This is a genomic window from Proteus sp. fly-1013 (assembly GCF_040140245.1).
Lineage (GTDB): Bacteria > Pseudomonadota > Gammaproteobacteria > Enterobacterales > Enterobacteriaceae > Proteus > Proteus mirabilis_B.
Genome location: NZ_JBEEWD010000004.1, coordinates 91,407 through 118,050, shown reverse-complemented (window position 1 = coordinate 118,050; position 26,644 = coordinate 91,407). Strand labels below are relative to the sequence as shown.

The 26,644-nt window shown below is 37.5% G+C and carries 23 protein-coding genes; 10 read left to right on the top strand and 13 right to left on the bottom strand.

The genetic code is table 11. The features are described from left to right. Positions 1-23: 23 nt before the first annotated feature. Both ABN236_RS09290 and ABN236_RS09285 read right to left on the bottom strand, forming a co-directional pair. Entirely contained in the window at positions 24-674 is a 651-nt protein-coding gene (locus ABN236_RS09290; RefSeq protein ID WP_349473864.1) for an RES family NAD+ phosphorylase, read from the bottom strand. 230 nt (positions 675-904) lie between these two features. Then, a complete protein-coding gene (locus ABN236_RS09285; RefSeq protein ID WP_088495286.1) occupies positions 905-2,278 on the bottom strand; it encodes an MFS transporter in 1,374 nt (457 codons plus the stop codon). Between the two features lie 772 nt (positions 2,279-3,050). Between ABN236_RS09285 and ABN236_RS09280 the strand changes: the two genes are divergently transcribed. Further along, the gene (locus tag ABN236_RS09280; RefSeq protein ID WP_349473863.1) at positions 3,051-3,272 is read left to right on the top strand and encodes a hypothetical protein; all 222 of its coding nucleotides are present in this window, start codon (positions 3,051-3,053) and stop codon (positions 3,270-3,272) included. Positions 3,273-3,340: 68 nt separating this feature from the next. Here ABN236_RS09280 and mgtE read toward each other — a convergent pair whose 3' ends face one another. From mgtE to purM, 6 genes are all read right to left on the bottom strand, one after another. Further along, a complete protein-coding gene (mgtE, locus tag ABN236_RS09275) occupies positions 3,341-4,804 on the bottom strand; it encodes a magnesium transporter (protein ID WP_088495288.1) in 1,464 nt (487 codons plus the stop codon). 232 nt (positions 4,805-5,036) lie between these two features. After that, on the bottom strand, positions 5,037-6,569 hold the full coding sequence (gene ppx / locus ABN236_RS09270) for an exopolyphosphatase (RefSeq protein WP_088495289.1): 1,533 nt from the start codon (positions 6,567-6,569) through the stop codon (positions 5,037-5,039). 4 nt (positions 6,570-6,573) lie between these two features. Further along, positions 6,574-8,655: a polyphosphate kinase 1 gene (ppk1, locus tag ABN236_RS09265; protein WP_088495290.1), complete on the bottom strand. Its 2,082-nt coding sequence runs from the start codon at positions 8,653-8,655 to the stop codon at positions 6,574-6,576. A gap of 46 nt (positions 8,656-8,701) precedes the next feature. Next, a complete protein-coding gene (gene speG / locus ABN236_RS09260; RefSeq protein WP_088495291.1) occupies positions 8,702-9,292 on the bottom strand; it encodes a spermidine N1-acetyltransferase in 591 nt (196 codons plus the stop codon). 106 nt (positions 9,293-9,398) lie between these two features. Further along, positions 9,399-10,028, bottom strand: coding sequence for a phosphoribosylglycinamide formyltransferase (gene purN / locus ABN236_RS09255; RefSeq protein ID WP_349473862.1), 630 nt, complete (start codon positions 10,026-10,028; stop codon positions 9,399-9,401). A 13-nt stretch (positions 10,029-10,041) separates the two neighbouring features. Then, entirely contained in the window at positions 10,042-11,082 is a 1,041-nt protein-coding gene (gene purM / locus ABN236_RS09250; protein WP_102949494.1) for a phosphoribosylformylglycinamidine cyclo-ligase, read from the bottom strand. Positions 11,083-11,313: 231 nt separating this feature from the next. Between purM and upp the strand changes: the two genes are divergently transcribed. The 4 genes from upp to hda all read left to right on the top strand — a co-directional run bounded on the left by upp (position 11,314) and on the right by hda (position 15,851). After that, complete coding sequence (gene upp, locus ABN236_RS09245; protein WP_023581896.1) at positions 11,314-11,940, top strand: uracil phosphoribosyltransferase; 627 nt, start codon at positions 11,314-11,316, stop codon at positions 11,938-11,940. Positions 11,941-12,131: 191 nt separating this feature from the next. Continuing rightward, positions 12,132-13,433 (top strand): uracil permease, encoded by a 1,302-nt coding sequence (gene uraA / locus ABN236_RS09240; protein ID WP_088495293.1) that lies wholly within the window; start codon positions 12,132-12,134, stop codon positions 13,431-13,433. A gap of 286 nt (positions 13,434-13,719) precedes the next feature. After that, positions 13,720-14,925, top strand: coding sequence for a mechanosensitive ion channel family protein (locus ABN236_RS09235; protein WP_270753605.1), 1,206 nt, complete (start codon positions 13,720-13,722; stop codon positions 14,923-14,925). 218 nt (positions 14,926-15,143) lie between these two features. Next, a complete protein-coding gene (gene hda / locus ABN236_RS09230) occupies positions 15,144-15,851 on the top strand; it encodes a DnaA inactivator Hda (protein WP_006533048.1) in 708 nt (235 codons plus the stop codon). Between the two features lie 210 nt (positions 15,852-16,061). Here the strand turns inward: hda and ABN236_RS09225 are convergent, their stop codons facing one another. From ABN236_RS09225 to bepA, 3 genes are all read right to left on the bottom strand, one after another. Beyond that, the gene (locus ABN236_RS09225; protein WP_088495295.1) at positions 16,062-17,312 is read right to left on the bottom strand and encodes an MFS transporter; all 1,251 of its coding nucleotides are present in this window, start codon (positions 17,310-17,312) and stop codon (positions 16,062-16,064) included. Between the two features lie 692 nt (positions 17,313-18,004). Further along, a complete protein-coding gene (gene arsC, locus ABN236_RS09220) occupies positions 18,005-18,361 on the bottom strand; it encodes an arsenate reductase (glutaredoxin) (RefSeq protein ID WP_088495296.1) in 357 nt (118 codons plus the stop codon). Positions 18,362-18,369: 8 nt separating this feature from the next. Further along, complete coding sequence (gene bepA, locus ABN236_RS09215) at positions 18,370-19,842, bottom strand: beta-barrel assembly-enhancing protease (RefSeq protein WP_349473861.1); 1,473 nt, start codon at positions 19,840-19,842, stop codon at positions 18,370-18,372. Positions 19,843-19,996: 154 nt separating this feature from the next. On the opposite strand from bepA, the gene ABN236_RS09210 reads away from it, so the two are divergent. Beyond that, a complete protein-coding gene (locus ABN236_RS09210; protein ID WP_088495298.1) occupies positions 19,997-21,073 on the top strand; it encodes an AI-2E family transporter in 1,077 nt (358 codons plus the stop codon). Positions 21,074-21,169: 96 nt separating this feature from the next. On the opposite strand, the gene bcp is transcribed toward ABN236_RS09210, so the two are convergent. Next, positions 21,170-21,640 (bottom strand): thioredoxin-dependent thiol peroxidase, encoded by a 471-nt coding sequence (gene bcp, locus ABN236_RS09205; RefSeq protein ID WP_088495299.1) that lies wholly within the window; start codon positions 21,638-21,640, stop codon positions 21,170-21,172. Positions 21,641-21,658: 18 nt separating this feature from the next. Then, positions 21,659-22,216, bottom strand: a complete 558-nt coding sequence (locus tag ABN236_RS09200) for a glycine cleavage system transcriptional repressor (protein ID WP_088495300.1) — start codon at positions 22,214-22,216, stop codon at positions 21,659-21,661. A gap of 215 nt (positions 22,217-22,431) precedes the next feature. Here ABN236_RS09200 and dapA point away from each other — a divergent pair, with 215 nt between their 5' ends. The 4 genes from dapA to purC all read left to right on the top strand — a co-directional run bounded on the left by dapA (position 22,432) and on the right by purC (position 26,511). Then, the gene (gene dapA, locus ABN236_RS09195) at positions 22,432-23,331 is read left to right on the top strand and encodes a 4-hydroxy-tetrahydrodipicolinate synthase (RefSeq protein WP_023581903.1); all 900 of its coding nucleotides are present in this window, start codon (positions 22,432-22,434) and stop codon (positions 23,329-23,331) included. A gap of 16 nt (positions 23,332-23,347) precedes the next feature. Further along, on the top strand, positions 23,348-24,394 hold the full coding sequence (gene bamC / locus ABN236_RS09190) for an outer membrane protein assembly factor BamC (RefSeq protein ID WP_088495301.1): 1,047 nt from the start codon (positions 23,348-23,350) through the stop codon (positions 24,392-24,394). A gap of 287 nt (positions 24,395-24,681) precedes the next feature. Further along, positions 24,682-25,272, top strand: a complete 591-nt coding sequence (locus tag ABN236_RS09185) for a phosphatase PAP2 family protein (RefSeq protein WP_088495302.1) — start codon at positions 24,682-24,684, stop codon at positions 25,270-25,272. Positions 25,273-25,797: 525 nt separating this feature from the next. After that, positions 25,798-26,511: a phosphoribosylaminoimidazolesuccinocarboxamide synthase gene (gene purC, locus ABN236_RS09180; protein WP_088495303.1), complete on the top strand. Its 714-nt coding sequence runs from the start codon at positions 25,798-25,800 to the stop codon at positions 26,509-26,511. Positions 26,512-26,644: the final 133 nt, after the last annotated feature.

Below are 26,644 nucleotides of genomic sequence, written 5' to 3'. Positions count from 1 at the left end.
TAAACAGCCCAGTATTGGGCTGTTTATTCGTCGATATTAATATCAAATTGCAATGTTTCTGTAATGATCTCAATTCCTGAAATATCAGCATATTGCCAATTCTGTGGGAAGTTTTCTTTTCTATTATCACTATAATTATCAATAGAACAATGTGATAACTCTATTAAAGGAGCTAGGCGCTCTTTCCTCGCCCAAAAAGCAGTACACATACCAAAATAGTGCCTTGAAGGATAGGTTATACCATCATAATCGAGCTCTGGTGTATTCGCTGCCCAGTCAACAATAGTTTGAGTAAAGCTATAATGTTTGCCCGTCATTTTATCCGCGGTGATATGCAGTATGCCTTGTAGTCTTGATATATCGATAAGCTTTGTTTTACGTGTAGTACTTAGTGTATATATCTGTGCTTTTTTTAAATCACTGGAACCAATAATAAAGTTTTTTCTATTTTGATAAAGACGTCCTAAAGATTCAGCAATTGCAATAACAGCATAATCAGAGGTGTAGCAAATACCCGTTCTTGCCGTTGGATCATTATAACGACCCATTTCCAATACATTGCTTGGCGCAGAGTAATGTATACCTGATGAGTAAGACTTCCATTGCCAGCGTTTTTGTTGAATTTTTCTTTGTGTTTTATAAGGAATGTAACCTTGCAACTCGAGTATATTCAACTTCTTGTGAAGTCCTTTTCTATTTTGATATGTCATCAGTTTTCTATATTCCCTATTAAGAAAATAAAACGTTTGAATAGGGTAGAGGTCAATAAAATCCTTTTCAACACTTTGAATTTAAAAGTAATAAAATTCAGAAAAACTGCAACACACAAAAAAATACCGCCCTCATTAAGGGCGGTATTGTATAAGGGGATACTTATAGAACATATTTATACATTGATAAAGGTTTAACCAATCACTTTATCAATCTGCAATGCAACATCTTTCTCTCTTGTTGTGGGTTTTACTGCCGCCCAACCTTTATACGCTAAAGGTAAGAAAGCGACTGCAATAGCTAATAATGATACGCCAGCGACATAATAGGCACCCGCCATTGCGGTTTTTTCTAACCATATACCTGTTAACATTGGCGTTAATCCACCGAATAAGGCATAAGCCATATTGTAAGCAAAAGACAAGCCAGAAAAACGAATTGATGGTGGAAATGCTCTTGTGCTAACAATCGGTGTAGTTGCAATCGCTCCTACAAAAAAGCCCATCAAACCATAGTTAAACGCTAACTGAAAACCTGTCATCGCGGCATCTAAACTGCCATAGAAATGGAATGCAGTAACAATCAAACCACCCCATGATAATGTCATTGAAGCGCGCGTTCCTAATTTGTCACCAATCCAACCCCAGAATATGCAACCTAAGGTTAAAGTTAATGTTGCAACACAGTTTGCTTCTAATGACGTTGTTCTATCAATTTTATAGATCCCTTCAACAATAACGCCCGGTGTCATTAAAATGGTGACAACGATAGCCGTTGATAAAGACCATGTTAACGCAGCAGTAATTAAACACGCTTGTTTGTGGTTCTTAATAACTGAAACGACTGGCATTTCTTGTGCTAACGCTTTTTTCGCCGCCATCTCTTTAAAGATAGGGGTTTCTTGTAAAAAACGACGTAAGTAAACAGAGATTAAGCCAAATACGCCCCCCAAGATAAAGGGAATACGCCATGCAAAATCATTCACTTCTTGGCCGGTATAGCTACGTTGAACGATAATCGCAACGATGGAACCTAATAAAATACCGCCAGTAATACCTGAGGTTAATGTTCCTACACCTAATCCATAACGTTGTTTTGGTGTGTGCTCTGCGATAAATACCCAAGCACCCGGCATTTCACCACCAATAGCCGCACCTTGCATAATACGCATTAATAACAACAATAATGGTGCTGCAACACCAATGCTGGCATAAGTTGGTAATAAACCAATAACTAATGTTGGTACCGCCATTAAGAAGATACTTAAGGTAAACATACGTTTACGACCAATAATATCTCCGTAGTGTGCCATAATAATGCCACCCAGAGGGCGAGCAAGATAACCGGCTGCGAAAATACCTAATGTCTGCATTTGTGCAATAAAGGCGTTATCACCGGGAAAGAACAAGTGGCTCAATGTTTTCGTAAAGAACACGAAGATCACGAAATCATAGAACTCCAAAGTTCCCCCTAGTGAGGATAAACCCAACGTTTTATAGTCGTTGCGGTTCAATGGTCTTGCCGTAGGTTGACTCAACGGCTGAGTGGAGTGTGATTGTGATGTCATAATAACAACCTATAATAATCATCGTGATAAAAATAATAAGTAATAAGTTCACAATTAAATTCTTTTTAAATTAGCGAATAAAATAGGGTGAAAATAAATAACAGCAAAAGGTTATTTAAAGACTATTTATGCGAGAAAGAATAATGTTGTGATGATGGTTTAAGTTATAACAGGAAGCTCTTAATAATGTAAATAGAAGAAATTAAAACAACAGCATGTACTGCTTTTCGGGGGTGTTTTTAGATTATCTTGTTTTTGTTGTTGTTATTTCATTTGTTTAAATATCGATATTTTAATAATTACCAACATAAAATAAAAATATTAAATGACTTACAAATAAGTAAGAACTCTGTATTTTTAAATAAAAAATGTTTAATGCTGAATATATTTCTTCTAATTTAAATAACCGTAAAAATAATAAATTAAGAGATGCGTTAATTTATTATTTTCCGGAAATAAAGTTATTATTAGATAATTAAGAAAGCTAACAGTATTAATAATGAAAGATATGATCTGATAGAAAATGGATTATTAGAATATTCTACTGTATGTTAAATTCTCACTAGTTGAAATTAAATTTCACTTTTTCTTTATTTGTTGAAATCAAAATCTAATAAAATTTACAATGATAACTTTATTTTTGTGTTTTTATGCATAATGTGGTTTTTCTGTGTTTTGCCATTAAATTAAAAATAAAAACAAAAAGAGGCATCAAAAAAACTATTCTTGGTTATAATTACATCAGGAAGTCAATTGATATGTCGGAGGATTTATGGTCTCTATCCCAATGAGTGCTGTTCTCTTAGCTGCAATTGTTCTGTTTGCATCACTTTCTATCGTCGCATTAGGTGGTAGTTTGGTATTAAAAACCATGCTTAATAACACCAATCAAAATGACGGCTATTTACTAAGTGCCTCTGTTAAAAAGACTTTTATTACTTCATTGATTATCGCATTGTTGCTTGTCTATTATTACCTTTCAACAACGGCTTAATTATTTATCGATATAAAAAACGCCACTGTATTTTATTAGCAGTGGCGTTAGTGTTATTGAGGCTTTTCTTAGACTAAGAAGATAGTTGCTAAACCTAAGAAGATAAAGAAACCACCTGTATCTGTAATTGCGGTTATCATAACGCTTGAACCAATTGCAGGATCTTTACCTAATTTAATCATTGTCATTGGGATCAATACACCCATCATGGCAGCCATTAAGAGGTTTAATACCATCGCCATTGTCATTACCGCACCCATAGCAAGGTCGCCATAGAGGAGGTAAGTGACAATTCCCATTATTCCCCCCCAAACAACGCCGTTAATAAAGGCAACACCAAGCTCTCTTAAAATTAAGAAAGAAAAGCTTCCGGTTTGAATTTGGTGTAGCGCTAATGCGCGAACAATCATTGTGATGGTCTGATTACCTGTATTTCCCCCAATACCCGCAACAATCGGCATCAATGTGGCGAGGGCGACTAATTGGGAAATGGTATCTTCAAAGACACCGATAACACGAGAGGCAACGAAAGCAGTACATAAGTTGATAGCCAGCCAAGTCCAACGTGTTTTAACTGCTTGACCGACGGGTGCAAAGACGTCTTCTTCAGGGCTCAAACCACCCATCCGACGAATATTGGTATCGCTCTCTTCATGCATGTTATCAACGATATCTTCAACGGTTAATCGCCCCATTAGAAGACCGTTACTATCAACAACAGCTGCGGAAATTAAGTCATAACGTTCGAACGCGCCCGCTGCATCTTCACCTTTTTCTTCTGGCATAAAGCTAACAGTGTCTGTTTTCATTACATCAGAGACAAGCTTATCAGGAGATTGGGTTAAAACGGTGGTTAATGGAAGTTCGCCCAACAGATGGTTTTTATTATCAATAACGAAAATTTTATCCGTTGCTTCAGGAATAGAGCCTCGTTGGCGTAAATAGCGCTGTACCGTTTTTAATGTGACATTGCCTCGCACAGTGACGAACTCAAAATCCATCATCTGACCGACACTGTCTTTTGGATATTGAAGAACTTCTCTTATTCTATTACGCAGGCTTGGTTCTAAATAGGTAAGAAGGCGACGCATCGTATCGCGAGGTAAGTGCTCTGCGATATATGCTTGCTCATCCACATGTAATGTGGCGACCGATCGTAATAACTCACGGTCAGTCATATCTTTAATTAAGCTGTCCCAAACGGCGACAGAAGCTTCGACTAAAACAGCACCACGTTCATTATTATCAACCAAATGCCACAGGGCTAGACGTTCGTCATAGGGGAGGGCTTCAAGAATATCTGCAATATCTGCCGCGTGTAGATCTTGTAGTAATTCTCTAACAGTGGTGATTTTTTCATGAAGTTCATGGTGGCTCAGCCTATCATTTTCACTTGCTTCACCTAAAACGGTTTCAACAAAATGATCATCTTCGAGAAAGATGCTCAAAATTTGCTGACGCAGGTGTGCCACTTTTTGTGAATACGGATTGATGGCAGCCGCAGTATCATTGTTGATAGCTGTTTGAGACATGTTATTCCTTTTTAATTCTTACGAGGGAGATAACCATTGACACTAATTATTCCATTTTAGGATGATTATCGGTCTTCTCCGTATAAAAAATATGAATCTTGAACAATATTGCGTTGGTGATGTTCATATTATGGTCACAAATCAAACCTATGTTGTTATGTGATAGTTGTTGTATGATAGATGCAACAAAAGACGCATTGACTAGCGTCTTTTTCTGTATAATATCATATTGTTAAGCAGATTCCTCTTTTATATCCAGTTTCCAACCCGGAACCGACTGCCAATGCTCTTGTTCTTTTTCTAAATCCAATTCCATCAATGTGTTATCGGAAAGATATTTTTTAGGAAAATAAAGCGTCCAATGATTTTCATCTGTAACTAAACGCAAAGATGCGGGTTTTGTCGTCGATTGTCGCTGATTATTAAGTAAAGTTGCTAATCTTAGTATTTGTACGAGTGGGAAATACTGTTTCTTTTTATAAAGATTAAATTTTGGCAACTCATCTAATTTGATCCCTTTTCGGTGATAGCGAACTAGGGTTGTTAATAACAGCTGTTGCTCTTGATTAAAACCGGGTAAATCAGTATTTGAAAGAATATAGGCAGAATGACGATGTAACCCGCTTAAATTAATGCTTAATCCCACCTCATGTAACATGACAGCCCAGATTAAAATAGCTTCTAAATCAGGACGAACTAATTTAGGATTTTGCTGTGCCCACTGAGCGTAGAGAGACTGCATTGTTTCAAGAACACGTTTTGCTTGCTCTCTATCGATATTATAGTGCTCTGCAAGGCTTTTTGCTGTGCGTTGACGAATATCTTGATGGCGGAATCTGCCTTCCATTTCATAAAGCACACCCTCACGTAATGCACCATCAGAAAGATGTAGGGCTTTTAATCCTAAAGAATCAAAGATACCGCATAAAATCGCCAAACCCGGTACAAAAACATGTTTACGCTCATCGGATAAACCCGGTAGGGCGATATCTTTAAATTTTTTAAATCGTAAAACTTGTTTAGTGAGCATAAGCAGGCGTTCTGGTGTGATAACACCGTCTTTTTCACCAAACTCAACTAAGATCTCATGAGCTGCTTTAATCGTTCCTGAAGCCCCTAAAGCCACATCCCAGCCAGTCATTTTGTATTGCCATGCAATTTTTTCCATTTTACGCGCGGCTTTTTCTCGTGCTTTACGAAAAGCGGATTCGCTGATTTTCTGTTCTGGGAAAAACTGACGGCTAAAACTGACACAACCCATGCGTTGGCTTTCGATTAAGATTGGTTCAAAATTTTCACCAATAACCAATTCTGTTGAGCCACCACCGATATCAATAACGAGCTTTCGACCTTTTTCAGATTGAGTGTGTTCAACACCCATAAAAATAAGTCGAGCTTCTTCGTGTCCCGAAATAATTTCGATAGGATAAGGAATAACTTCTTTGGCGCGTTGAAGAAAGACTTTCGCATTAGTGGCGACGCGCAAAGTATGCGTTCCCACGACGGTGACATTTTCCGCAGGAAAGCCCTGTAACCTTTCAGCAAAAAGAGAAAGGGCTGAGAGCCCACGTAACATAGCCTCTTCGCTTAATTCGTTATCATCATCAAGCCCATCAGCAAGATAAACTCGCTGTTTTAAACGGCTTAATACTTGTAATGCGCCATTAACAACCCGCGCAATAATCATATGAAAACTATTAGAACCGAGGTCAATAGCCGCAATTTCTAAAGGACGTGGTGAAGAGTCATCTTGTGATAAAGGCATAGAATTACGCTCGTGGATCTGGTTGTTCTAACAATTTAATGTACTCATAGACAGCAAGCTGGGAACGGATCTTACGTTTATTTCCACGAGGAACATAGCTATTTGTTAAATCTTTATCGATATAACGTGCTTTTACGGTGTCATTAAATTGAATATCCAGAATATCAAGAACGCGCTGTTTAAGTTGAGGATCAAGCAAAGCCACTGCAACTTCAATACGATAATCAAGATTTCGCGTCATCCAATCCGCAGAAGAGAGAAAGATTTTTTCATCGCCTTTATTAGTAAACACATAGACACGATCGTGTTCTAAAAATCGGTCAACAATGCTGGTTACCTGAATATTTTCACTAAATCCCGGTTGATTAGGGACTAAAGAACACATTCCACGTACTAATAATCGTACTTTTACGCCAGCTTCTGACGCGTCATAAAGGCGATTAACGAGCTCTTCATCAACTAAGTTATTCACTTTTAATGTGATCCCTGCTGGATGTCCGGCTTGGGCACTGTGAATTTCGTTTGTGATTAATTGATTTAACAGAATACGCGAGTTTTGTGGTGAAACCATCAAATGTTCAAAAGTCACTGGGCGATAAGGATTTTCAATAAAACTAAAGACGCGGCGCACTTCATTAGTAATTTCGGTATTCGCCGTTAATAGTGAATAGTCAGTATAAAGACGCGCTGTTTTTTCGTTAAAGTTCCCGGTACCAATATGAGCATAGCGAATAATTTCACCATTTTCTAAACGTGAAATGATAAATAATTTCGCGTGAATTTTCAGACCTGGAGCAGAGAAAATAACGTGTACACCCGCTTCTGTCAGGCGTTTTGCCCAGTGAATATTTGCTGCTTCATCAAAGCGAGCTTGTAACTCAACGACAACAGTGACACGTTTGCCGTTATGCGCAGCGTGGATCATCGAATCAATGATCCGAGAATCTTTAGCGACACGGTAAATATTGATTTTTATTGAGATAACACTTGGATCGAAAGAGGCTTGGCGCAACAATTCCAGCACATGCTCAAAGGTATGATAAGGATAATAGAGTAAGACATCGCGCTCACGTATTGCATCAAAGCCATTACGGAAATTATCAAACCACACATGGCGTAAGCGTGGGATCACTTTATTTAAAAGAAATTTACTCCCTTCATTTGGGAAGTTAATAAAATCTTTAAAATTATGATAACGACCACCAGCTATTACGGAGTCATTATTCGATAAACCTAATTTACTGCGCAGTAGTGCCACCATTTCATCAGGCATATCCCGTTGATAAACAAAACGGACGGGTTCTGCGGTAAGGCGCTGTTTTAATGTCGATGACATCATTTCAAGTAAACTTGATTCCATTTCTGTCGCAAGATCGTACTCTGCATCTCGCGTCATTTTCATGGAATAAGCACTTAATGAGTCGTAATCAAAAAAGCCTTTAAACACTTCATCAAGACAGTAGCGTAAAATATTATCCAATAAAATCATGGATTTTTTCTTACTACGACCTTGGTCTGTTGGCAGAATGACAAAACGAGGTACTTTATCTGATGGAATTTCTAGTAGGGCATAATGAATAATTTGCCCTTGCGCTATTTCAACCGCTAAATAGGTATAGTCATCTTTAAGAAACTCAACTAAGTCTGTTTCAGGATTAATCAAAATAGGCGTGATGTGTTTTCTTAAATTTTGACGGAAGTATTGGCGTAACCAGATTTGTTGATTAGGTGAGATTTGGCGTTCGTTAATTAAAAATATTTGATTTCGCGCCATTTCAAGTAACAAATCATTATATAAGGCATCAAACTCTTGGTCAGCTTTAGCCACTTTTGACTGAATTTTCTTTATAAGATGCCGAGCATGACTTGATGCAGAGCGTGAACCACGCTCTTCATTAATTAAAATACGGCGTTTTACATCGGCAAAGCGAACCTTATAGAACTCATCAAGATTATTTGAATAGATCCCCAGAAACCTGACTCTTTCAATTAACGGGTTTCGTTTATCAGCCGCCTCTTGTAATACACGCTCGTTAAACGCAAGCCAACTGATCTCTTTATCAATATAGAGTCGTTCCTGGGACATCTGAACTCCAACAAGGGTTAAAGTTAAAACTTAATATCTGAATAAATCAGACGTGTTGCTTAATGGTCGCACCCGGCTTAACAAAATTTTCGGGTTTCGCCTCTTTGGCTTTTTGTTCAAAATAAGGCGCTTGGAAAGTACACATTCTAATCGCAGAACGGTAGGCACCGTTAACAAAAAACTCATCTATTAAATCACCTTCTTTTTTAAAGCCAAGCTTTTCATAAATATGAATCGCTTTAGCATTCTCTTTATCGACGATCAAATAGAGTTTGTATAAATTAAGTACAGAAAAAGCATAATCCATCGCCAACTTTGCTGCTCGTGCAGCATATCCGTGGCCTTGATGTGCCGGTGCGATGATGATTTGGAATTCAGCACGACGGTGAACATAATCAATTTCAACCAACTCGACAAGCCCAACTTTAGTACCATCACTTTCGGCAATAAAACGGCGTTCACTTTGGTCGTGAATATGTTTTTCATAAAGGTCGCTTAACTCGATAAAAGCCTCATAAGGCTCTTCAAACCAATAGCGCATAACGCTGGCATTATTATCAAGTTGATGGACAAAAGAGAGATCTTCTCGTTCGAGAGGACGTAATTTTATAGGTGGAACTTTCTTACCACCGGACATAAGCACCTCGGTGAATGCATTGAATAAAAAGAGAAAAGGGTGACACAAAAAAAGTCACGCGAGCTACAGTGTAGCACAATGTGACTTTTTATCTTAAACGAAATAGTTAACCAAGGTTGTCGAAAAGCGCAATATCATCGAGAAAGGCTTGATTATTCTGCATTTTTAATCGCTCGTCAGCTAACCAACCGATCGCTAATGGATAAATACGATACTCTTCAGTTTGTATTCTTGCTTGTAATGATTGTTCAGTATCATCTGGCAAAACAGGAATACGCGCCTGAATAATCATGGGACCACCATCAAGCTCTTCTGTAACAAAATGGACGGTAACGCCATGAAAAGAGTCTTTATTCGCTAAAACTTGGCGATGAGTGTGTAATCCGGGATATTTAGGAAGCAAAGAAGGATGAATATTTAATAATTTATGCTGATAATGAGTGACAAAATCAGGCGATAAAATACGCATAAAACCAGCTAACACCACAATATCGGGCTGATAAGCGTCGATTTGTTCAATTAACGCTTTATCGTAATCCGTTCTGTCATTATAGAGAGTAGGATCAACAAAATAAGCTGGAATATCAGCAAGTTTTGCCCGTTTAAGACCGTATGCATCAGCTTTATTACTTAAGACAGCAACCACATTACCTGTGATTTTATTTGCCCTACAGGCGTCGATAATCGCCTGTAGGTTGCTGCCGTTTCCTGAGATAAGGACGACAATATTTTTCATTCACATGCTTTCATTAGTTAATAATAACTTGTGCTTCACCAGTAGCTTGTGGTGCAACTTCACCAATTAACCATGCGTTTTCACCACACTCAGCCAGATGTGCTAATGTTTTTTCAACGTCATTTGGGTTAACGGCAATTAACAATCCAACGCCACAGTTAAAGGTGCGATACATTTCATGTGTGCTGACTTGTCCGGCATCTTGTAGCCATTTGAAAACTAGTGGCCATTCCCAGCTTTTACTTTCAATACGCGCTTGCGTGTTTTCAGGTAATACGCGAGGAATATTTTCCCAGAATCCGCCGCCTGTAATATGTGCCACGGCATGGATATCTACATTTTCAATTAATGAAAGCAGTGACTTCACATAAATACGAGTAGGAGCTAATAGGTGATCGGCTAATGATTTATCGCCTAATGATGTGTTTTCAGCTTGCGTATTGCTGACTTCAAGAATTTTTCTGACTAATGAATAGCCATTAGAATGAGGACCACTTGATGCTAAAGCGATTAGCGCATCGCCAGCTTTAACTTTGCTACCATCGATAATTTCTGATTTTTCAACCACACCGACACAAAAGCCTGCGATATCATAATCGTTACCGTGGTACATTCCTGGCATTTCAGCAGTTTCACCGCCAACTAACGCACAACCAGATTGCTTACAACCTTCTGCAATACCTGTTACTACGCGTGCTGCGGTATCGACATCTAATTTTCCTGTGGCATAGTAGTCAAGGAAGAAAAGGGGTTCTGCACCTTGAACAATCAAATCGTTGACACACATTGCGACTAGATCAATACCGATGTCATCATGGCGATTTAAATCCATCGCAAGGCGAAGTTTAGTTCCTACGCCATCTGTGCCTGAAACTAAAATAGGTTCACGGTATTTAGATGGAATTGCACAAAGTGCGCCAAAACCACCTAAACCCCCCATAACTTCAGGACGGCGGGTTTCTTTTACTACACCTTTGATACGATCGACTAAAGCATTACCTGCATCAATATCGACACCGGCATCTTTATAGCTGAGAGAGGATTTGTTAGTCACGTAGAGCCCTCACGGCAAGTTGCTGTTAAGAAAAAATGTGTGCGGACGCTATTCTAACAGGCAAAGCAAACGTTTGCGAGGATCTTCTTTATAGGTCACAATTATTCATGTTGGTGTGGTTAAAAGCTGTGCGTTTGATCAATATCAATAGAAAAACGATGGAATGTTGGCAAAAAAGCGGTATAATCTCGCGATTTTTTTGTCAGGCTGCGTCGTACATTAGGAGAAATTATGAAGATCGTTGAGGTAAAACACCCACTCATTCAACATAAATTGGGGCTGATGCGAGATCATGATATAAGCACTAAACGCTTTCGTGAACTGGCTTCAGAAGTTTCCAGTCTACTGACGTATGAAGCTACCGCCGATTTAGAAACAGAGACGGTAACAATAGAAGGTTGGTGTGGTTCGGTAGAGATAGAACAGATTAAAGGAAAAAAAATCACAGTAGTTCCTATCCTCCGTGCAGGTATCGGGATGATGGATGGAGTATTAGAAAATATTCCTAGTGCCCGAATCAGTGTAGTTGGCGTTTACCGCGATGAAGAAACATTAAAACCTGTCCCTTACTTCCAGAAATTAGCATCCAATATTGAAGAGCGTATGGCTCTTGTTGTTGACCCTATGTTAGCAACAGGCGGCTCTATGATTGCCACAATTGATTTATTAAAAAATGCGGGCTGTACTTCAATTAAAGTATTAGTACTGGTTGCTGCTCCAGAAGGTATTAAGGCATTAGAAGAAGCTCATCCAGATGTGGAGTTATATACTGCATCTATTGATAGTCATCTTAATGAGCACGGGTACATCGTTCCAGGTCTTGGCGATGCTGGTGATAAGATATTTGGTACAAAATAATAATTAAGCCGACTTTGATAGTCGGCTTTTTTTTGGACCACTTATTTGTTCTATACTCTAAATATTTTAAGGTGCCGCTAGATGACTCGTTCGAGCGAGCGTAGTTAGCAACGCGGTGGCTTAAAGTAAGACGAGTATAAAGTTAAAAATACAAACCAATTTCACATTCATATTAAAGAGAGGTCGTAAGCATGACTCGTCGTGCAATCGGGGTAGAAGAGCGCCCACCATTATTACAAACAATTCCGTTGAGTCTTCAACATCTGTTTGCAATGTTTGGCGCTACCGTACTTGTGCCAATTTTATTTAAAGTTAATCCGGCAACAATATTGTTATTTAACGGGATCGGAACCCTGCTTTATCTCTTTATTTGTAAAGGACGCATTCCTGCTTATTTAGGTTCAAGTTTCGCGTTTATCTCACCCGTACTTTTACTATTACCTTTAGGGTATGAATTAGCACTCGGGGGATTCATCGTCTGTGGTGTGTTATTTTGTATCGTTGCCGGTATTGTTAAAATAGCAGGACGAGGCTGGATTAATGTGATGTTCCCGCCTGCGGCAATGGGCGCAATCGTTGCCGTCATCGGACTTGAATTAGCTGGAACCGCTGCGGGAATGGCAGGATTATTACCAAGTGCTGATGCACCGGTTGATAACCAAACACTGCTTATTTCTATGGTGACTTTAGGGGTGACAATCTTAGGCTCTGTGATGTTTAGAGGATTCCTTGCTATTATTCCTATCCTTATTGGGGTACTAGCAGGTTATGCACTCTCTTTCTTCTTGGGCGTTGTTGATATTACTCCAATTAAAGAAGCTAACTGGTTTGCACTACCGACATTTTATTCTCCACGTTTTGAATGGAGTGCCATCTTTATTATCCTACCTGCTGCATTAGTCGTTATTGCAGAACACGTTGGACACCTTGTTGTTACAGCAAATATTGTGCAACGCGATTTAATGAAAAACCCAGGCTTACATCGTTCTATGTTCGCAAACGGTTTCTCTACCATTATTTCGGGTTTCTTTGGCTCAACACCAAATACCACTTATGGTGAAAATATTGGTGTTATGGCTATCACTAAAGTTTACAGCTCATGGGTTATTGGTGGCGCGGCAATTCTCGCTATCTTATTATCTTGTGTCGGTAAACTGGCTGCTGCTATTGCTGCTGTACCTGTTCCAGTGATGGGTGGAGTTTCATTACTACTTTACGGTGTTATTGGTGCATCAGGTATTCGTGTCTTGTTAGATTCAAAAGTGGATTACAACAAACCGCAAAACTTGATATTAACTGCAATTATTCTGATTGTCGGTGTGAGTGGTGCATCCATTCAGATTGGTGCTGCTGAATTAAAAGGCATGGCATTAGCAACTATCGTAGGTATTGTTTTAAGCTTAATCTTTAAATTAGTTAGTATTGTTCGCCCTGAAACAGAATTAGTGGATAACACTATCGAGTCTGTTAGTGGTACAGCAAACAAAAAGTAATCGATTAAGAAAATCTAAAGCAGTATGCTGAAATTAATAAAAAGGTGGATGATCTCCACCTTTTTTATTGCGCTTTGTTTTTTGTGTCATATTAAAAACTAAGATTTTTGATATTTTAAGTGTTTAAAACTTAGAAAAGCATGATTAATTCAATCATGATGTTTATTTAAATAAAATAAATGAGACAATGGGTGTCCGTTCTTATGCGAAATAGGCAATTTGTCTGCGGCTTAAGTGATATTCGTTTTAAGGTTGGAAACGTCTCAATAAAGGTATAACGTAATTTATGGAAAAGCTGATTGAAATTTATGATTTCATTACATCAAAGCAGATTTTTACCACAATATTTTTAGTTGTTGTGTTGCTGGTGGTGTGGTTTCTCGCCAAAATGATTTTCCGCCGAATAGCAAAGCGTTTACTTTTTTTATTTACTGAACTTTCAGATGAAGAAACGATAGAAGATATAGCTAAAAAGAGCGCATCTATTGTTGCTGTGACACTCGTTCTCTATATTAATCAGCTATTACCGTCTTTTTCAGCTGAAATGAATATTATTTTTGAGACGGTTGCTCGCGCCTTTATTATCATCAATATTGCCTCATTGCTAAACAACGCGCTTGATATCTTCAATATTAGGCACGCCAAAAAAGCGTGGCATCGAAATAACTCTATCAAAGGCTATATTGAGATTGCCAAAATCGTGGTTTGGATTATCTCTTTTATCCTGATCATTGCGTTATTTACTGAACAATCACCACTTATTATTATCTCAAGTTTTGGTGCTATTGCTGCGGTATTAATGTTTGTTTTTCAGCATACACTTATCTCTTTTGTTGCCAATATTCTTATCTCTAACGGAAAAGTATTAAAACTTTATGATTGGATTGAATTACCCAGTAGTAATATTAGTGGTGAGGTTATTGATATCGCATTACATACGATCACTGTGCGTAATTGGGATAATACGATTTCACGTATTCCAACCAAGGATTTTTTGACTGAAAAATATACAAACTGGCAACCGATGTTTTCATCAGGAGGGCGTCGGATTAAACGTAGTTTTTATATTGACCAATCTTCGATTTCATTTGCAACGCAAGAATTAGTATTGGAATTAAAAAATACAGCACCGCTTCGTAAGAGTATAGAAACGATGCTCGAAGGAAAAGAAGAAGAGATTGGTGATATTAATGAGTGGTTAGAAACAAAAGGGGTGACGAACCTACAATTGTTTCGTAAGTACATGCTAAATTGGATAAAAATGCGTGGTGATGTTCGACCTGATATGTATTTAGTGATCAGAACAATGCCACCTACACCGATGGGATTACCTGTAGAGTTATATTGTTTTACTCGTGCAACCACGTGGGTTGAATATGAAGAGACTCAATCAGAAATCTTTGAGTATATAAATGCATCAGCCAAATATTTTAAGCTCGACATTTATCAGCAACCTTCAGGTAATGATGTTGCGAAATTAAAATTTAGATAATAAAGACGATTAATTAAACAAGAAATGTTTTTTGATTTTGCACTAAACAATTAGTGATACAGCAAGGCAATAAATAAGTCATTAAGAGTATATAAAATAGGCTTGTCACGATAATCTTGCTGTTATCTTAATCAGTGCAATGTGCTTTTTTAATATTGGTTCTGACCTTGTGAGAATTTGTGTTAGAATCACCACGTTTATTAAACTATTCAGGTGAGGTGCTTCTGAATACGCCGTCACAGCTATCATTACCACTATCTCTGCCCGATGATGAGACATTCGATAGCTTTTATGCAGGGGAAAACGCGTCGTTAGTCGCGGCAATTCGAACCGCCATTCATCAATCTCATGGCAGTTATATCTATTTCTGGTCTCGTGACGGAGGTGGAAAGAGCCATCTATTACATGCCGCTTGTGCTGAGCTTTCACTAAAAGGTGATGCTGTTGGCTATGTTCCTCTTGATAAACGAGCCTATTTTGTTCCCGATGTTCTTGAAGGCATGGAACACTTATCCTTAGTTTGTATTGATAATGTGCAATGTATTGCAGGTGACGAAGAGTGGGAACTCGCCTTATTTAATCTTTATAACCGCGTTTTAGAGCATGGACGAACCTGTTTATTAATTACAGGGGATAGACCGCCTCGCCAAATAGAACTACAACTTCCTGATTTAGCATCTCGCCTTGATTGGGGGCAAATCTACCGTCTGCAACCTTTAAGTGACGAAGAGAAAATTCAAGCGCTACAATTAAGAGCAAAACTTCGTGGATTTGAATTACCTGAAGATGTTGGTCGTTTTGTATTAAAACGCTTAGATAGAAAAATGCGTACCTTGTTTGAAATGCTTGATGAGCTTGATCATGCTTCTATTGTTGCTCAACGTAAACTTACCATCCCATTTGTGAAAGATATCCTCAAACTTTAAATTGCCTCACTCATCTTATTCGGTGGGGCTAATAATTTAAATCCTATCTCTATTTTCTAAATCCAATACCTATTGAAAGTAATAATTCGTTGTTATTCTTGAACCGTGATCGTTCTATTTTCTCAGATAAAAAAGAGATAAAAAAACCGCTTGTCTTTATACAAGACAAGCGGCGAGAGACACAAACAATAAAGGAGGAGGGTTAAATAATTAGTTTGCTTCTACTACTTTGGCTTTCTTCTGAGGAACCAGTAAGAAAATCAGATAAAGTGCAGTGATTGCAACCGTGTAGCCTGTGAAGATTAACCAGAATGATTTCCAATCAACCGCGCCATTAGTGGTATATAAATCGATCACCCAGCCGCTTAACATTGCACCTAAATAAGTACCGAAACCGTTCACTAAGGTCATAAACATACCTTGTGCTGTTGAACGATATTGTAACGGGATCTCTTTTTCTAAGAACAGTGAACCAGAGATATTAAAGAAGTCGAATGCACAACCATACACAATCATTGATAACAATAAGACGATTTGACCTAATGATGTGTAGTCACCGTAAGCAAAGAAGCCGAAACGTAAGATCCAAGCAACCATACTAAATAAAACGATAGTTTCGATTCTTACACGTTTTAATAACAGTGGTAGGAATAGAATAAATACGACTTCTGAAATCTGTGAAATAGATAAGAACACTGAAGGATAACGTGCAAAGAATGAATCATCTGCATTTGGAGATTGTGCAATATCTTGCAGGAATGGTACACCAAATGTATTAGTAATTTGCAGTACAGATCCTAATAATGTTGCGAAGAATAAGAAAACAACGACATTTTTCTTTTTAAATACTTGCAAGATATTAGTGATACTAAATGCCACTTCTTCGGTTTTAGTTTCGTTTTTATCAGTTGCTTTAGTGGCAGGTAAGAACATTGCAAATACAGCTAAAACAATAGAGGCGATTGCTGCAACAAAGAGCTGGTGGTAGCTATTACCTAAACCTAAGAAGCTAATCACCCACATGGCGGCAATAAAGCCAACGGTGCCGTAAACACGAATTTTCGGGAAGTAATTATTAGGCTCTAAATGTTTTTGTTCTAACAGTTCGAAAATGATGCTGTTTGCCATTGAGATACTTGGCATAAAGAACAATAAATGTAATAGAGTTGCAAAGAATAGCGTGGTTACTGTTGTCATTTGCGACATTAGCACTAATGCTAATGCGGAAAAAATATGCAGGGTAATAAACACTAATTTACGGTTATTTATTTTATCTGCAATAAATCCCATGATGACAGGTGCGATAAGTGAGGCAAGTCCAAGAGCACTGAAAATAAGCCCAACATCACTACCTTTAAAATGCAGCTCTCCAAAGAGATACGAGGCAAATGTTACAAGCCAAGATCCCCATATAAAGAACTGGAGGAATGAGACAAGTTTTAATCTAAGTACGATATTCATCTGTTTTCCTATTAGCCTAGCAATCACCCGACACCAATAATGGTGATTGGTTAGTTTTAATTGCCCATAATGTTGGCTATAACGTTGTTTATTTCATATACATCTACAACTTCATTTCACACTGATTAATTGTTATCAAGTTAAAAAAACAACAATAAAAGAAGAGATAGAGTAAATAACAAATTGAAAGCTTATTGCTGTGTTGCAGTATTGTTTTAAATGTGTATTTCTTGTTAATTTCTTTCTTGGATGATAATGGAAAAATATTTTGGCGAGAATTTATAGTTTATCAATTCTGCTATCATATTTTCTGATATCCATGATATGTAGGAATGCATTTGTGTAAAGAGACTTGAGTCACAATATAAATGAAACGCATGATTATTTTTTTCTCATAATCGTGAGTTTATGCGGCTTAGTGTGATCTCAATAAAAGTTTTCAAAAATGGCGATTTCTTACTCATAAAAAATATGAAATTGAGATGAAAATTTTTGAAAGCATAAAGCGATTGGTTTTTTTCTATTGTGGAAATAAGAAACACTTTGCTAATTGTAATGTTTACAATTTAACAACATTTGATGATTTATTTCTTATTTGAGAAAAGAGAGTAAACGGTTGCGGGATTAATAATGACGTAGATAGAGAGAAGCCCATATATAAGAATATAAATATAGGCTTTGAATTTTGAAGATTAATTAAACAGTTCTTTCACTTGCTCTGGAGGGCGGCCTAAACGGGCTTTATTACCTACAACCACAATAGGGCGTTCAATAAGTTTAGGGTTTTCATGCATTGCTTGAATTAATACATCTTGTGATGTTTCATCAGCCAGTTTTAGTGTTTTATAAATTTCTTCTTTTGTGCGCATTAATTCTCTTGCGTCATTAAAACCTAATGCTTTGAGCAGTGTTTTAAGTTCCTCAACAGAAGGTGCTGTATCTAGATAGTGAATAACATTAGGTGTTATTTGCATTTCTTCTAGTAAATGTAAGGTTTCACGGCTTTTTGAACAGCGTGGATTATGATAAATCGTCACTTTCTTGGTCATGTTGTCCCTTATTTAAATTGACTGTCTCTTTGCTGAATTTTTCTTAATTGGTCTATGCGAGCATCAAAGCGAGCTTGATCATTACTGCCTAATTTAACTTGTCGGCTTGCATCACCTAAATAACGGATCGCTGTTTCAAAGTCACCCCTTAGCGCTAAATCTTCTGCATAAGCGGCTAATTCATGAGCTCTATCGCCTTGTTTGGCTGAATTTTCTGCCATTAATTGCCAGCCGATAGGATCGTTTGGGTTATCAAAGGTATAACGATAAAGCAGGCGGTTTGCTTCGTTATATTGCTTATTATGCATATATGAGTTAGCTAAGTTGGCAATAAGGACATTGTTATTGGGTTTTTGCTTCAATGCCTGTTGTAATCTTGCAACCGCATCGCTTGCACGGTTTTGTTCTAAATCGATATCGGTCATGGCATCAATAAGCCAAATATTATTCGGCTCTCTTTCTAACATCGGAGTGAGCAGTTTTCTTGCGTCATCAAATTTACGATCACGAGAATAGATAAGTACTAGCGCATAATTTGCAGCTGACTTTTCAAGAGCTGTACCTTGCTTAAACTGATCAAGTATCGTTTGTAATGCATTCTCTGATGTTGGATTTTTCGTCAACATGGTTAATACACGCATTTTAGCAAACAGAAAATCAGCTGACTGTGGAACCTGTCGAGCAGGAAATTGACTTGCTCGACTTCTTGCATCGGATAAACGGCTATCTGGTAAGGGGTGCGTTAATAACATTTCAGGCGGTTTAGAGCTATATCTTACTTGATCAGCAAGAATTTGCATAAAGTCCGGCATCCCTTTGGGATCAAATCCTGCACGATAGAGTGTCTGTATTCCGATACGGTCTGCTTCTTGCTCGTTCATTTGCGTGAACGTGATCATATTTTGCTGCATACCCGCCATACTACCTGTAAAGGTTGCAAGACCTGCATTCGGGTTTGCCATAAATATCAGAATAGAACCTAATACACCAGCAAGAGCAAGGGGCGTTGTTTTAGCCTGATCTTCAAGCATTCGTGCTAAATGTCGTTGAGTAACGTGTGTGATTTCGTGAGCCATAACAGAGGCTAATTCACTTTCTGTTCGGCTATATCGAAAGAGTGCGGAATGCAAAACAATGTTTCCCCCAAAATAAGCAAAGGCGTTAATATTGGGGTTGTTAACTAAATAAAAGTGAAAAGGAGTTTTGACTGAACTGGCGTTCGAAACGAGTTTTTGTCCTAAATTATTAATATAGTTAGAAAGTAATGGGTCAAAAACTAATGGTGCACTATTTCGCAGTTGGCGAGTATAGTAATCACCCATAGCGATTTCTTGATTGATGCTTAATGTTGAACCTGCGGTGGTTCCCATATCAGGTAAAGAGTCTTCAATATCAATCGCAGCCTGAGCGGGCACTACTGATGTTGATAGCAACGCAGAAACAAGAAGCGCGACTAATGGTTTTTTAAGTCTGAGTTTCATACAACTGTATCCTGATGGCTATCTTAACGAAAAATTAATAATTAATGATGTATGATAGCAAAACCTAACGTAAAATCTGTCAAAAGATTATTGCTTATGTAAATGAATACATACAGCTCTATTATTCTGATTATTATAAAGGATCTTTATTTTCATGCTGGACTTGCTTGTTCAATGGTACAAACGCCGATTTGCTGATCCACAAGTTATCGCCCTTGTGGTCATTTTGATTGCCGGCTTTTCAATTCTGTATTTTTTCAGTGGCATACTTGCTCCTTTATTAGTGGCAATTGTGCTTGCTTATCTTTTAGAGTGGCCAACTCATTTACTTGAGAAATTAGGATGCGCCCGTATATGGGCAGTATCGATAATTCTGACACTCTTTATTGGTATTAGTGCCATTGTTATTTTGATTTTAGCGCCAACTGTGTGGCAGCAAGGGATGACACTGATTTCAGATATCCCAAATATGATCAATAAGTTCAATGCATTTGCGCATGAATTACCGGATCGTTTCCCTGCATTAATGGATGCGGGTATTGTTGATATGATGGCAGAAAACTTACGCAGTAAGTTCTCAACGGTGGCTGAATCTGTATTAAAAGTGTCTTTAGCTTCGTTAATCGGAATTATTACACTGTCGATTTATCTTATTCTTGTGCCTTTAATGACGTTCTTCTTACTTAAAGATAAGCAACAGATGCTTAATGCGGTTCGTCGTGTTTTACCAAAAAACAGAATATTGGCAGCTCAAGTTTGGATTGAAGTTAACCAGCAAATTACCAATTATATTCGGGGCAAAGTAACCGAAATGATAATTGTGGGTGTTTTCACTTATTTTGTATTTGCTTTCTTCGACTTGCGCTACTCTGTATTACTTGCTGTGATCGTCGGCGTTTCTGTTTTAGTTCCTTATGTTGGTGCTGTTTTAGCAACAATTCCAGTTATTGTGATTGCATTATCTCAGTGGGGATTAGGCTCTGATTTCTGGGCGTTATTTATCGCTTATCTTGTTGTTCAAGGATTGGATAGCAATTTATTAGTACCAATTTTGTACTCTGAAGCCGTAAATATGCACCCTTTAGTTATTATATTGTCAGTGATTATATTCGGTGGAATGTGGGGATTTTGGGGCGTATTCTTTGCGATACCATTAGCAACGCTGATAAAAGCAGTATTGCATGCATTACCCGATGAAATTGCGAATGAGCAACATACAAAGAAAAACTGAAGACAGCATTGAACGGATTAACAAAAAACAAATAAAAAGTAGATAAAAAAACAGACAGTGCAAACTGTCTGTTATCTTATCAATACTAAGCTTTTATTATGGATGCTGAGCGAGATATTCGAGAACGACTTGATGGTGATTACTGGTTTTAAAGTTATCAAATACGTGTTCGATAACACCATTTTTATCAATTAAGAATGTTGTACGATGAATACCATCGTAAGTTTTCCCCATAAATTGCTTTTCTCCCCAGATACCAAACTCTTCTGCAATCTTATGATCTTCATCCGAAAGCAACGTGAAATTTAGCATCTCTTTTTCAGCGAAACGGGAAAGTTTTTCTGATTTATCTGTGCTGATGCCGAGTACTTCAACTTTAGCTTTTTTTAGTGCATCCATTTCATCACGTAAGCCACAAGCTTGAGTTGTACAACCCGGTGTCATTGCTTTAGGGTAAAAATAAACGAGCACACGTTGGCCTGCGAAATCAGATAAATTAATTGTTTCTCCATCTTGGTCGGGCAGACTGAATTGAGGCGCCTTTTCACCGGCTTTTAATGGGTTCATTAGGTCATTCTCCATTTTTTACTGTTTCATCATCAGACTATTTACGATACTTATTGTGCCTTGAGCGTTCAGCTCTGTACATAATTGATTAAATTTCTCATTAATAACAATACCGTGATCATCTAATGGATTATGCGCCGTAATTTGTATTTCTAAACGGGCAGGTGAGCCATCTTCTGACGGGTGTGTTTTAGATATTAATTCAGCAAGATTAAAATTATGTTGGCTAAATAGATTAGTAAAGCGTTCTACAATACCGGGCGCATCTTCAATATCAACTTTTGCTGCGATTGTTGAAGGATAGGTGATCGGCGCACCATTGGTGGTTCTTTTCATTACGGTCAATAAATCCAGTTCCGCACTTTTAATGGGCAGCAACGCTTCTAATTGTGCGATAGCGTTCCAGCCACCTGAAAGTAGCATGATAAACGTAAACTCTTGACCAAACATCGCAAGTCGGCTGTCCTCGATATTACATCCGCATTGGCTGACTAATTGTGTAATGGTATCAACAATACCAGGACGGTCAGCACCTAATGCAGTAATGACGAGAAAATGTTTATCAGGTATGGGCAAAATAAGGTTCCTTTTGACTTTCAGTTTATTCTTAACAGGTAAACACAAATTTCGATTTCTGCCAAGATCCCTTGCTCACTATCTTCAATTATTATATCTCTTTAATTCATATCAAAGAATATTAGCAAATTTCATTAGAAACCTAGAGTTAAGTAGTTTTCAATAGAGCAACGAATGAGTACCATTGAGTATACGTCTATCTCGGAGCAATGATTATGGTGAATAACGAATTTAATTTTACAGGCAGTATGGTGGCATTGGTTACACCAATGGACGCAAAAGGCAATGTTGACCGGGTTAGTTTACGTAAATTAGTTGACTATCATGTTAATGCAGGCAGTGCCGCAATAGTTTCTGTTGGCACAACAGGAGAATCTGCAACATTAAGTCATGACGAGCATGTTGATGTTGTTCTGATGACATTAGATATGGCTGATGGGCGTATTCCTGTGATTGCTGGTACGGGTGCTAATGCAACATCTGAAGCAGTCTGGTTCACACAACAGTTTGAAAATAAAGGTATTGCAGGTTGTTTAAGTGTTACACCTTATTATAATAAACCTTCACAAGAAGGGTTATATCAGCACTTTAAAGCGATTTCTGAAAGCACAGCATTACCACAAATCCTGTATAATGTGCCGGGTCGCACTGGATGCGATTTATTGCCTGTAACAGTTGCACGTTTAGCCAAGTTGGATAATATTGTGGCAATTAAAGAGGCGACAGGGAACTTAAGTCGTGTTAGTCAAATCCAAGAGTTGGTTAATGATGATAGTTTTATCTTATTAAGTGGCGATGACGCATCATCATTAGACTTTATGCAACTTGGCGGTCATGGTGTTATTTCGGTTACTGCTAACGTTGCAGCGTCAGAGATGGTAGAATTATGTCGATTAGCAAATGCGGGTGAGTTTGCAAAAGCACGTGAACTTAATCGACGTCTGATGGACTTACATCATCAGTTATTTGTTGAACCTAATCCAATCCCAGCTAAATGGGCGTGTCAACGTATTGGATTGATTGAAGACGCCACATTGCGCTTACCTATGACTCCGTTGACATCATCAGGTCAGCAAATTGTTGAGAAAGCGCTGTTAACAGCGGGAATACTGTAAAACTTAGGGAATTTTAATGGCAACACTATTGCATAAATCAAAGATTATGAAAGTCGCGGGTCTGTCGCTGGTGGTTTTACTGGCAGCCTGTTCAAGTGATCAGCGCTATAAACGTCAGGTCAGTGGTGATGAGTCTTATTTAGAGACGGCAGGGCTAAAGAATTTAGCAATTCCGGCGGGTATGGTGTTGCCTTTGCAAAATGGGGAATATGACATTCCAACCCCTAAAAAAACTGAACCTGTTGGTTTAGCGCTTGATATTCGCCCACCAACTCAAGCACTGAATCTGTTAAGTGGTTCACGCAGTGAAAATAATGCAGATAACAGTCGTTTGTTATTACCAAATTCACCTGAAAACACAACACTGTATGAGCAAGTTAGCTCTATCTTAAAAGAGAAAGGTGTTGCGATTGCCAAAAGTGATGCAGGGCAAAAAGAGATCCACACTGATTGGATCACATGGTTACGTGCAGATGAAAACGTACCTTTCCAAACACGTCAGCGTTTAGTGATTGCTCAGTCAGGTAATGTTATTTCGTTAACAGTGACTAATGAAGGTTTACGCCAAGGCGAAACTGAGATGACTGATCCGGCTGAGGTGAAGCGTTACAATATTTTAATGCTTAACGAATTGGTTGATGGCTTAAACCGTATGCGTAATTTAAGCGAAAATACGGCAAGCAGTAGCTTACAAGGTATTATCGATGTCCAAAGTGGCAGTGATAATGCGGGCCTTCCAGTGATTATCGTTCGTGCACCATTTGATGTAGTTTGGGATAGATTACCAATCGCATTAGAAAGTGTTGGTATGAAGATGGGTGATCGCACACGTTCTAAAGGTTCAATTGAAGTAACCTATAAAGGAATGAGCAGTGCGAACTGGAGTGCGTTAGGTGTTGATAGACCAACTGTTGAAGAAGCGGATTATAAATTACAAGTCGGCGATTTAAATAACCGCAGTAGTTTACAATTTATCAGTGATAAAGGTAAACCATTAACACAATCACAAAATGATCAAATGGTTGCTGCACTGAAAGCTGCTTTTAGTAAGCCTGTTAAATAAGTATTATTTTTTAAAAATATGAGAAGCCGTACAATAAATATTGTGCGGCTTTTTTATGATCTTAACTTAATTGTATTAATCTAAATTGAAATTTATTTATAAAAAGACAATCGAAATTACCAGATTTAACATCATTAACTGAATGCTCTTTTAATGATAAGGTTTAATTTAAAATTATTAATAATATTAATCTTAATGCAATACGATTAAATTTATGCAATATTGCGTCAATTCTTATTCTTAAATAAAAATAACAAAGCATTCTCTGACTATATGAAGGGGTATTTATGAGTGCAGGTGATATGATTATTCACTTGATATTAAGTGGGATACTTATTGTAGGTGTTTATCAATTTTATTTTTTTACTCAACGATATACATTGAGAGAAGTGAAAGTTATTAACTCACCGATTGATGAAAAAATTCCTTTCTGGCCATGGTGGTCATGGATCTATAGCTTTTTATATTATCCTGCAATTTTATATCTCAACTGGATCATTCAAGACTCAAGACAATTCATTATGATTGTTTTTAGTTATATTGTTTTGTTAGTCATGCAAATGTTTTTCTTTGTTGTGTTCCCTGTTGCAACTCCAGCACATTGGCGCACATTAAACCCAGGAAAAACAGCGTCAGAGAAATTTCTTAAGTTTGTTCAGTATTTTGATGATTCCTCAAACTGCTTCCCTAGTATGCACGTTTCCGTTGCAACACTCACCGCATGTCTTGCTTATGCAACCTTAGGGCCTTGGGTTTTCTTATTCCCATTATTTATTGCATTATCTTGCATGTTTACGAAACAACATTACTTAATTGATTTACCTGCAGGTGCTTTATTAGGCTGGTTTGCTTATGAGATCTACTGTTACATTATTTAATTAAAGCATGATGTTATTAAGAGATAACATAAGTCTTTTTAAATATAAAAATAGATTAGAGATAAATCATTAAAACGCGTTGATGCTAATACTGATAACCAGATTAAATTTCAATAAAAAGAAATTAATCTGGTTTTTTATTATTGATTACTCAAAATAAATGTAATATGAAACAGAACTAATGCTTATTAAGAATATCATCTGAAAATAGAAATAATGCAGTGATATAATCTATAATTATTCTTATTCTGACTTTTTATATTTTATATATTCTGATTTTACCAAACGATCTTTTTATTGATGATTATAGCTTTCGTTATGAGTGTGATTGTTCAATAGAATTAATTGGAATATTATTTCTAATAATAGAGATTATTTTTAATAAAAAAACGTTGTGAACTTCAGATTAAAGGCGAGATTTTTTAGTGATAGTACTCACGTTTTAAAAGCTTTTTTGTCTGATCTAGAGTAGAGTATGGGAAGCAAATTTCTTGTTAAACCTATCACATCTTTGGAGTGTGTCAGATGCAGAAAAAAGCTGAGTTGTATCGTGGAAAAGCCAAAACGGTCTATGCCACTGAATCTTCTGATTTTCTTATCCTTGAATTCAGAAATGATACATCAGCGTTAGATGGCCAACGTATTGAACAGTTTGATCGTAAAGGCATGGTAAATAACAAATTTAACCATTTCATTATGAATAAACTGGAAGAAGCGGGTATCCCAACGCAGATGGAACGTTTGCTTTCTGATAATGAAGTGCTAGTAAAAAAACTCGATATGGTACCTGTTGAATGTGTTATCCGTAATCGTGCAGCGGGATCATTAGTCAAACGTTTAGGTATCGAAGAAGGTACACTTTTAAACCCACCAATCTTTGATTTATTCTTAAAGGATGATGCTCGTCATGATCCTATGGTCAATGAATCTTATTGTGAAACCTTTGGTTGGGTGTCTAAAGAAAACCTCGCAGAAATGAAACGTTTGAGCTATAAAGCAAACGATGTCCTTAGCGAACTCTTTGATAAAGCAGGACTTATTTTAGTCGATTTTAAACTTGAGTTTGGTCTATTTCATGGCAAAGTGGTATTAGGTGATGAATTCTCTCCTGATGGAAGCCGTCTATGGGATAAAAATACCTTAGATAAAATGGATAAAGACCGTTTCCGTCAAAGCTTAGGCGGATTAATTGAAGCATACGAAGAAGTTGCACGTCGAATCGGTGTTTCTTTAGACTAAATACGCAAACGATTACGTCAAATTTAATAAGATGTAATTAGAAAAGGTCAGCTTAAAAGCTGACCTTTTGTCTTAAATGGGGCGTATTAAATGGAATGTATAAAACAAGCAACTAGGGAGATAGCTTGATTGA

Excerpts from the sequence above, each read along its gene's own strand:
- ABN236_RS09280 (WP_349473863.1), top strand. The coding sequence starts at position 3,051 with ATGGTCTCTATCCCAATGAGTGCTGTTCTCTTAGCTGCAATTGTTCTG.
- purN (WP_349473862.1), bottom strand. The coding sequence starts at position 10,028 with ATGAAAAATATTGTCGTCCTTATCTCAGGAAACGGCAGCAACCTACAG.
- bepA (WP_349473861.1), bottom strand. The coding sequence starts at position 19,842 with ATGAAACTCAGACTTAAAAAACCATTAGTCGCGCTTCTTGTTTCTGCG.
- dapA (WP_023581903.1), top strand. The coding sequence starts at position 22,432 with ATGGTGAATAACGAATTTAATTTTACAGGCAGTATGGTGGCATTGGTT.
- arsC (WP_088495296.1), bottom strand. The coding sequence starts at position 18,361 with ATGACCAAGAAAGTGACGATTTATCATAATCCACGCTGTTCAAAAAGC.
- ppx (WP_088495289.1), bottom strand. The coding sequence starts at position 6,569 with ATGCCTTTATCACAAGATGACTCTTCACCACGTCCTTTAGAAATTGCG.
- uraA (WP_088495293.1), top strand. The coding sequence starts at position 12,132 with ATGACTCGTCGTGCAATCGGGGTAGAAGAGCGCCCACCATTATTACAA.
- ABN236_RS09185 (WP_088495302.1), top strand. The coding sequence starts at position 24,682 with ATGAGTGCAGGTGATATGATTATTCACTTGATATTAAGTGGGATACTT.
- speG (WP_088495291.1), bottom strand. The coding sequence starts at position 9,292 with ATGTCCGGTGGTAAGAAAGTTCCACCTATAAAATTACGTCCTCTCGAA.
- ABN236_RS09285 (WP_088495286.1), bottom strand. The coding sequence starts at position 2,278 with ATGACATCACAATCACACTCCACTCAGCCGTTGAGTCAACCTACGGCA.
- ABN236_RS09235 (WP_270753605.1), top strand. The coding sequence starts at position 13,720 with ATGGAAAAGCTGATTGAAATTTATGATTTCATTACATCAAAGCAGATT.
- ppk1 (WP_088495290.1), bottom strand. The coding sequence starts at position 8,655 with ATGTCCCAGGAACGACTCTATATTGATAAAGAGATCAGTTGGCTTGCG.
- mgtE (WP_088495288.1), bottom strand. The coding sequence starts at position 4,804 with ATGTCTCAAACAGCTATCAACAATGATACTGCGGCTGCCATCAATCCG.
- ABN236_RS09225 (WP_088495295.1), bottom strand. The coding sequence starts at position 17,312 with ATGAATATCGTACTTAGATTAAAACTTGTCTCATTCCTCCAGTTCTTT.
- bamC (WP_088495301.1), top strand. The coding sequence starts at position 23,348 with ATGGCAACACTATTGCATAAATCAAAGATTATGAAAGTCGCGGGTCTG.
- bcp (WP_088495299.1), bottom strand. The coding sequence starts at position 21,640 with ATGAACCCATTAAAAGCCGGTGAAAAGGCGCCTCAATTCAGTCTGCCC.
- ABN236_RS09210 (WP_088495298.1), top strand. The coding sequence starts at position 19,997 with ATGCTGGACTTGCTTGTTCAATGGTACAAACGCCGATTTGCTGATCCA.
- purC (WP_088495303.1), top strand. The coding sequence starts at position 25,798 with ATGCAGAAAAAAGCTGAGTTGTATCGTGGAAAAGCCAAAACGGTCTAT.
- upp (WP_023581896.1), top strand. The coding sequence starts at position 11,314 with ATGAAGATCGTTGAGGTAAAACACCCACTCATTCAACATAAATTGGGG.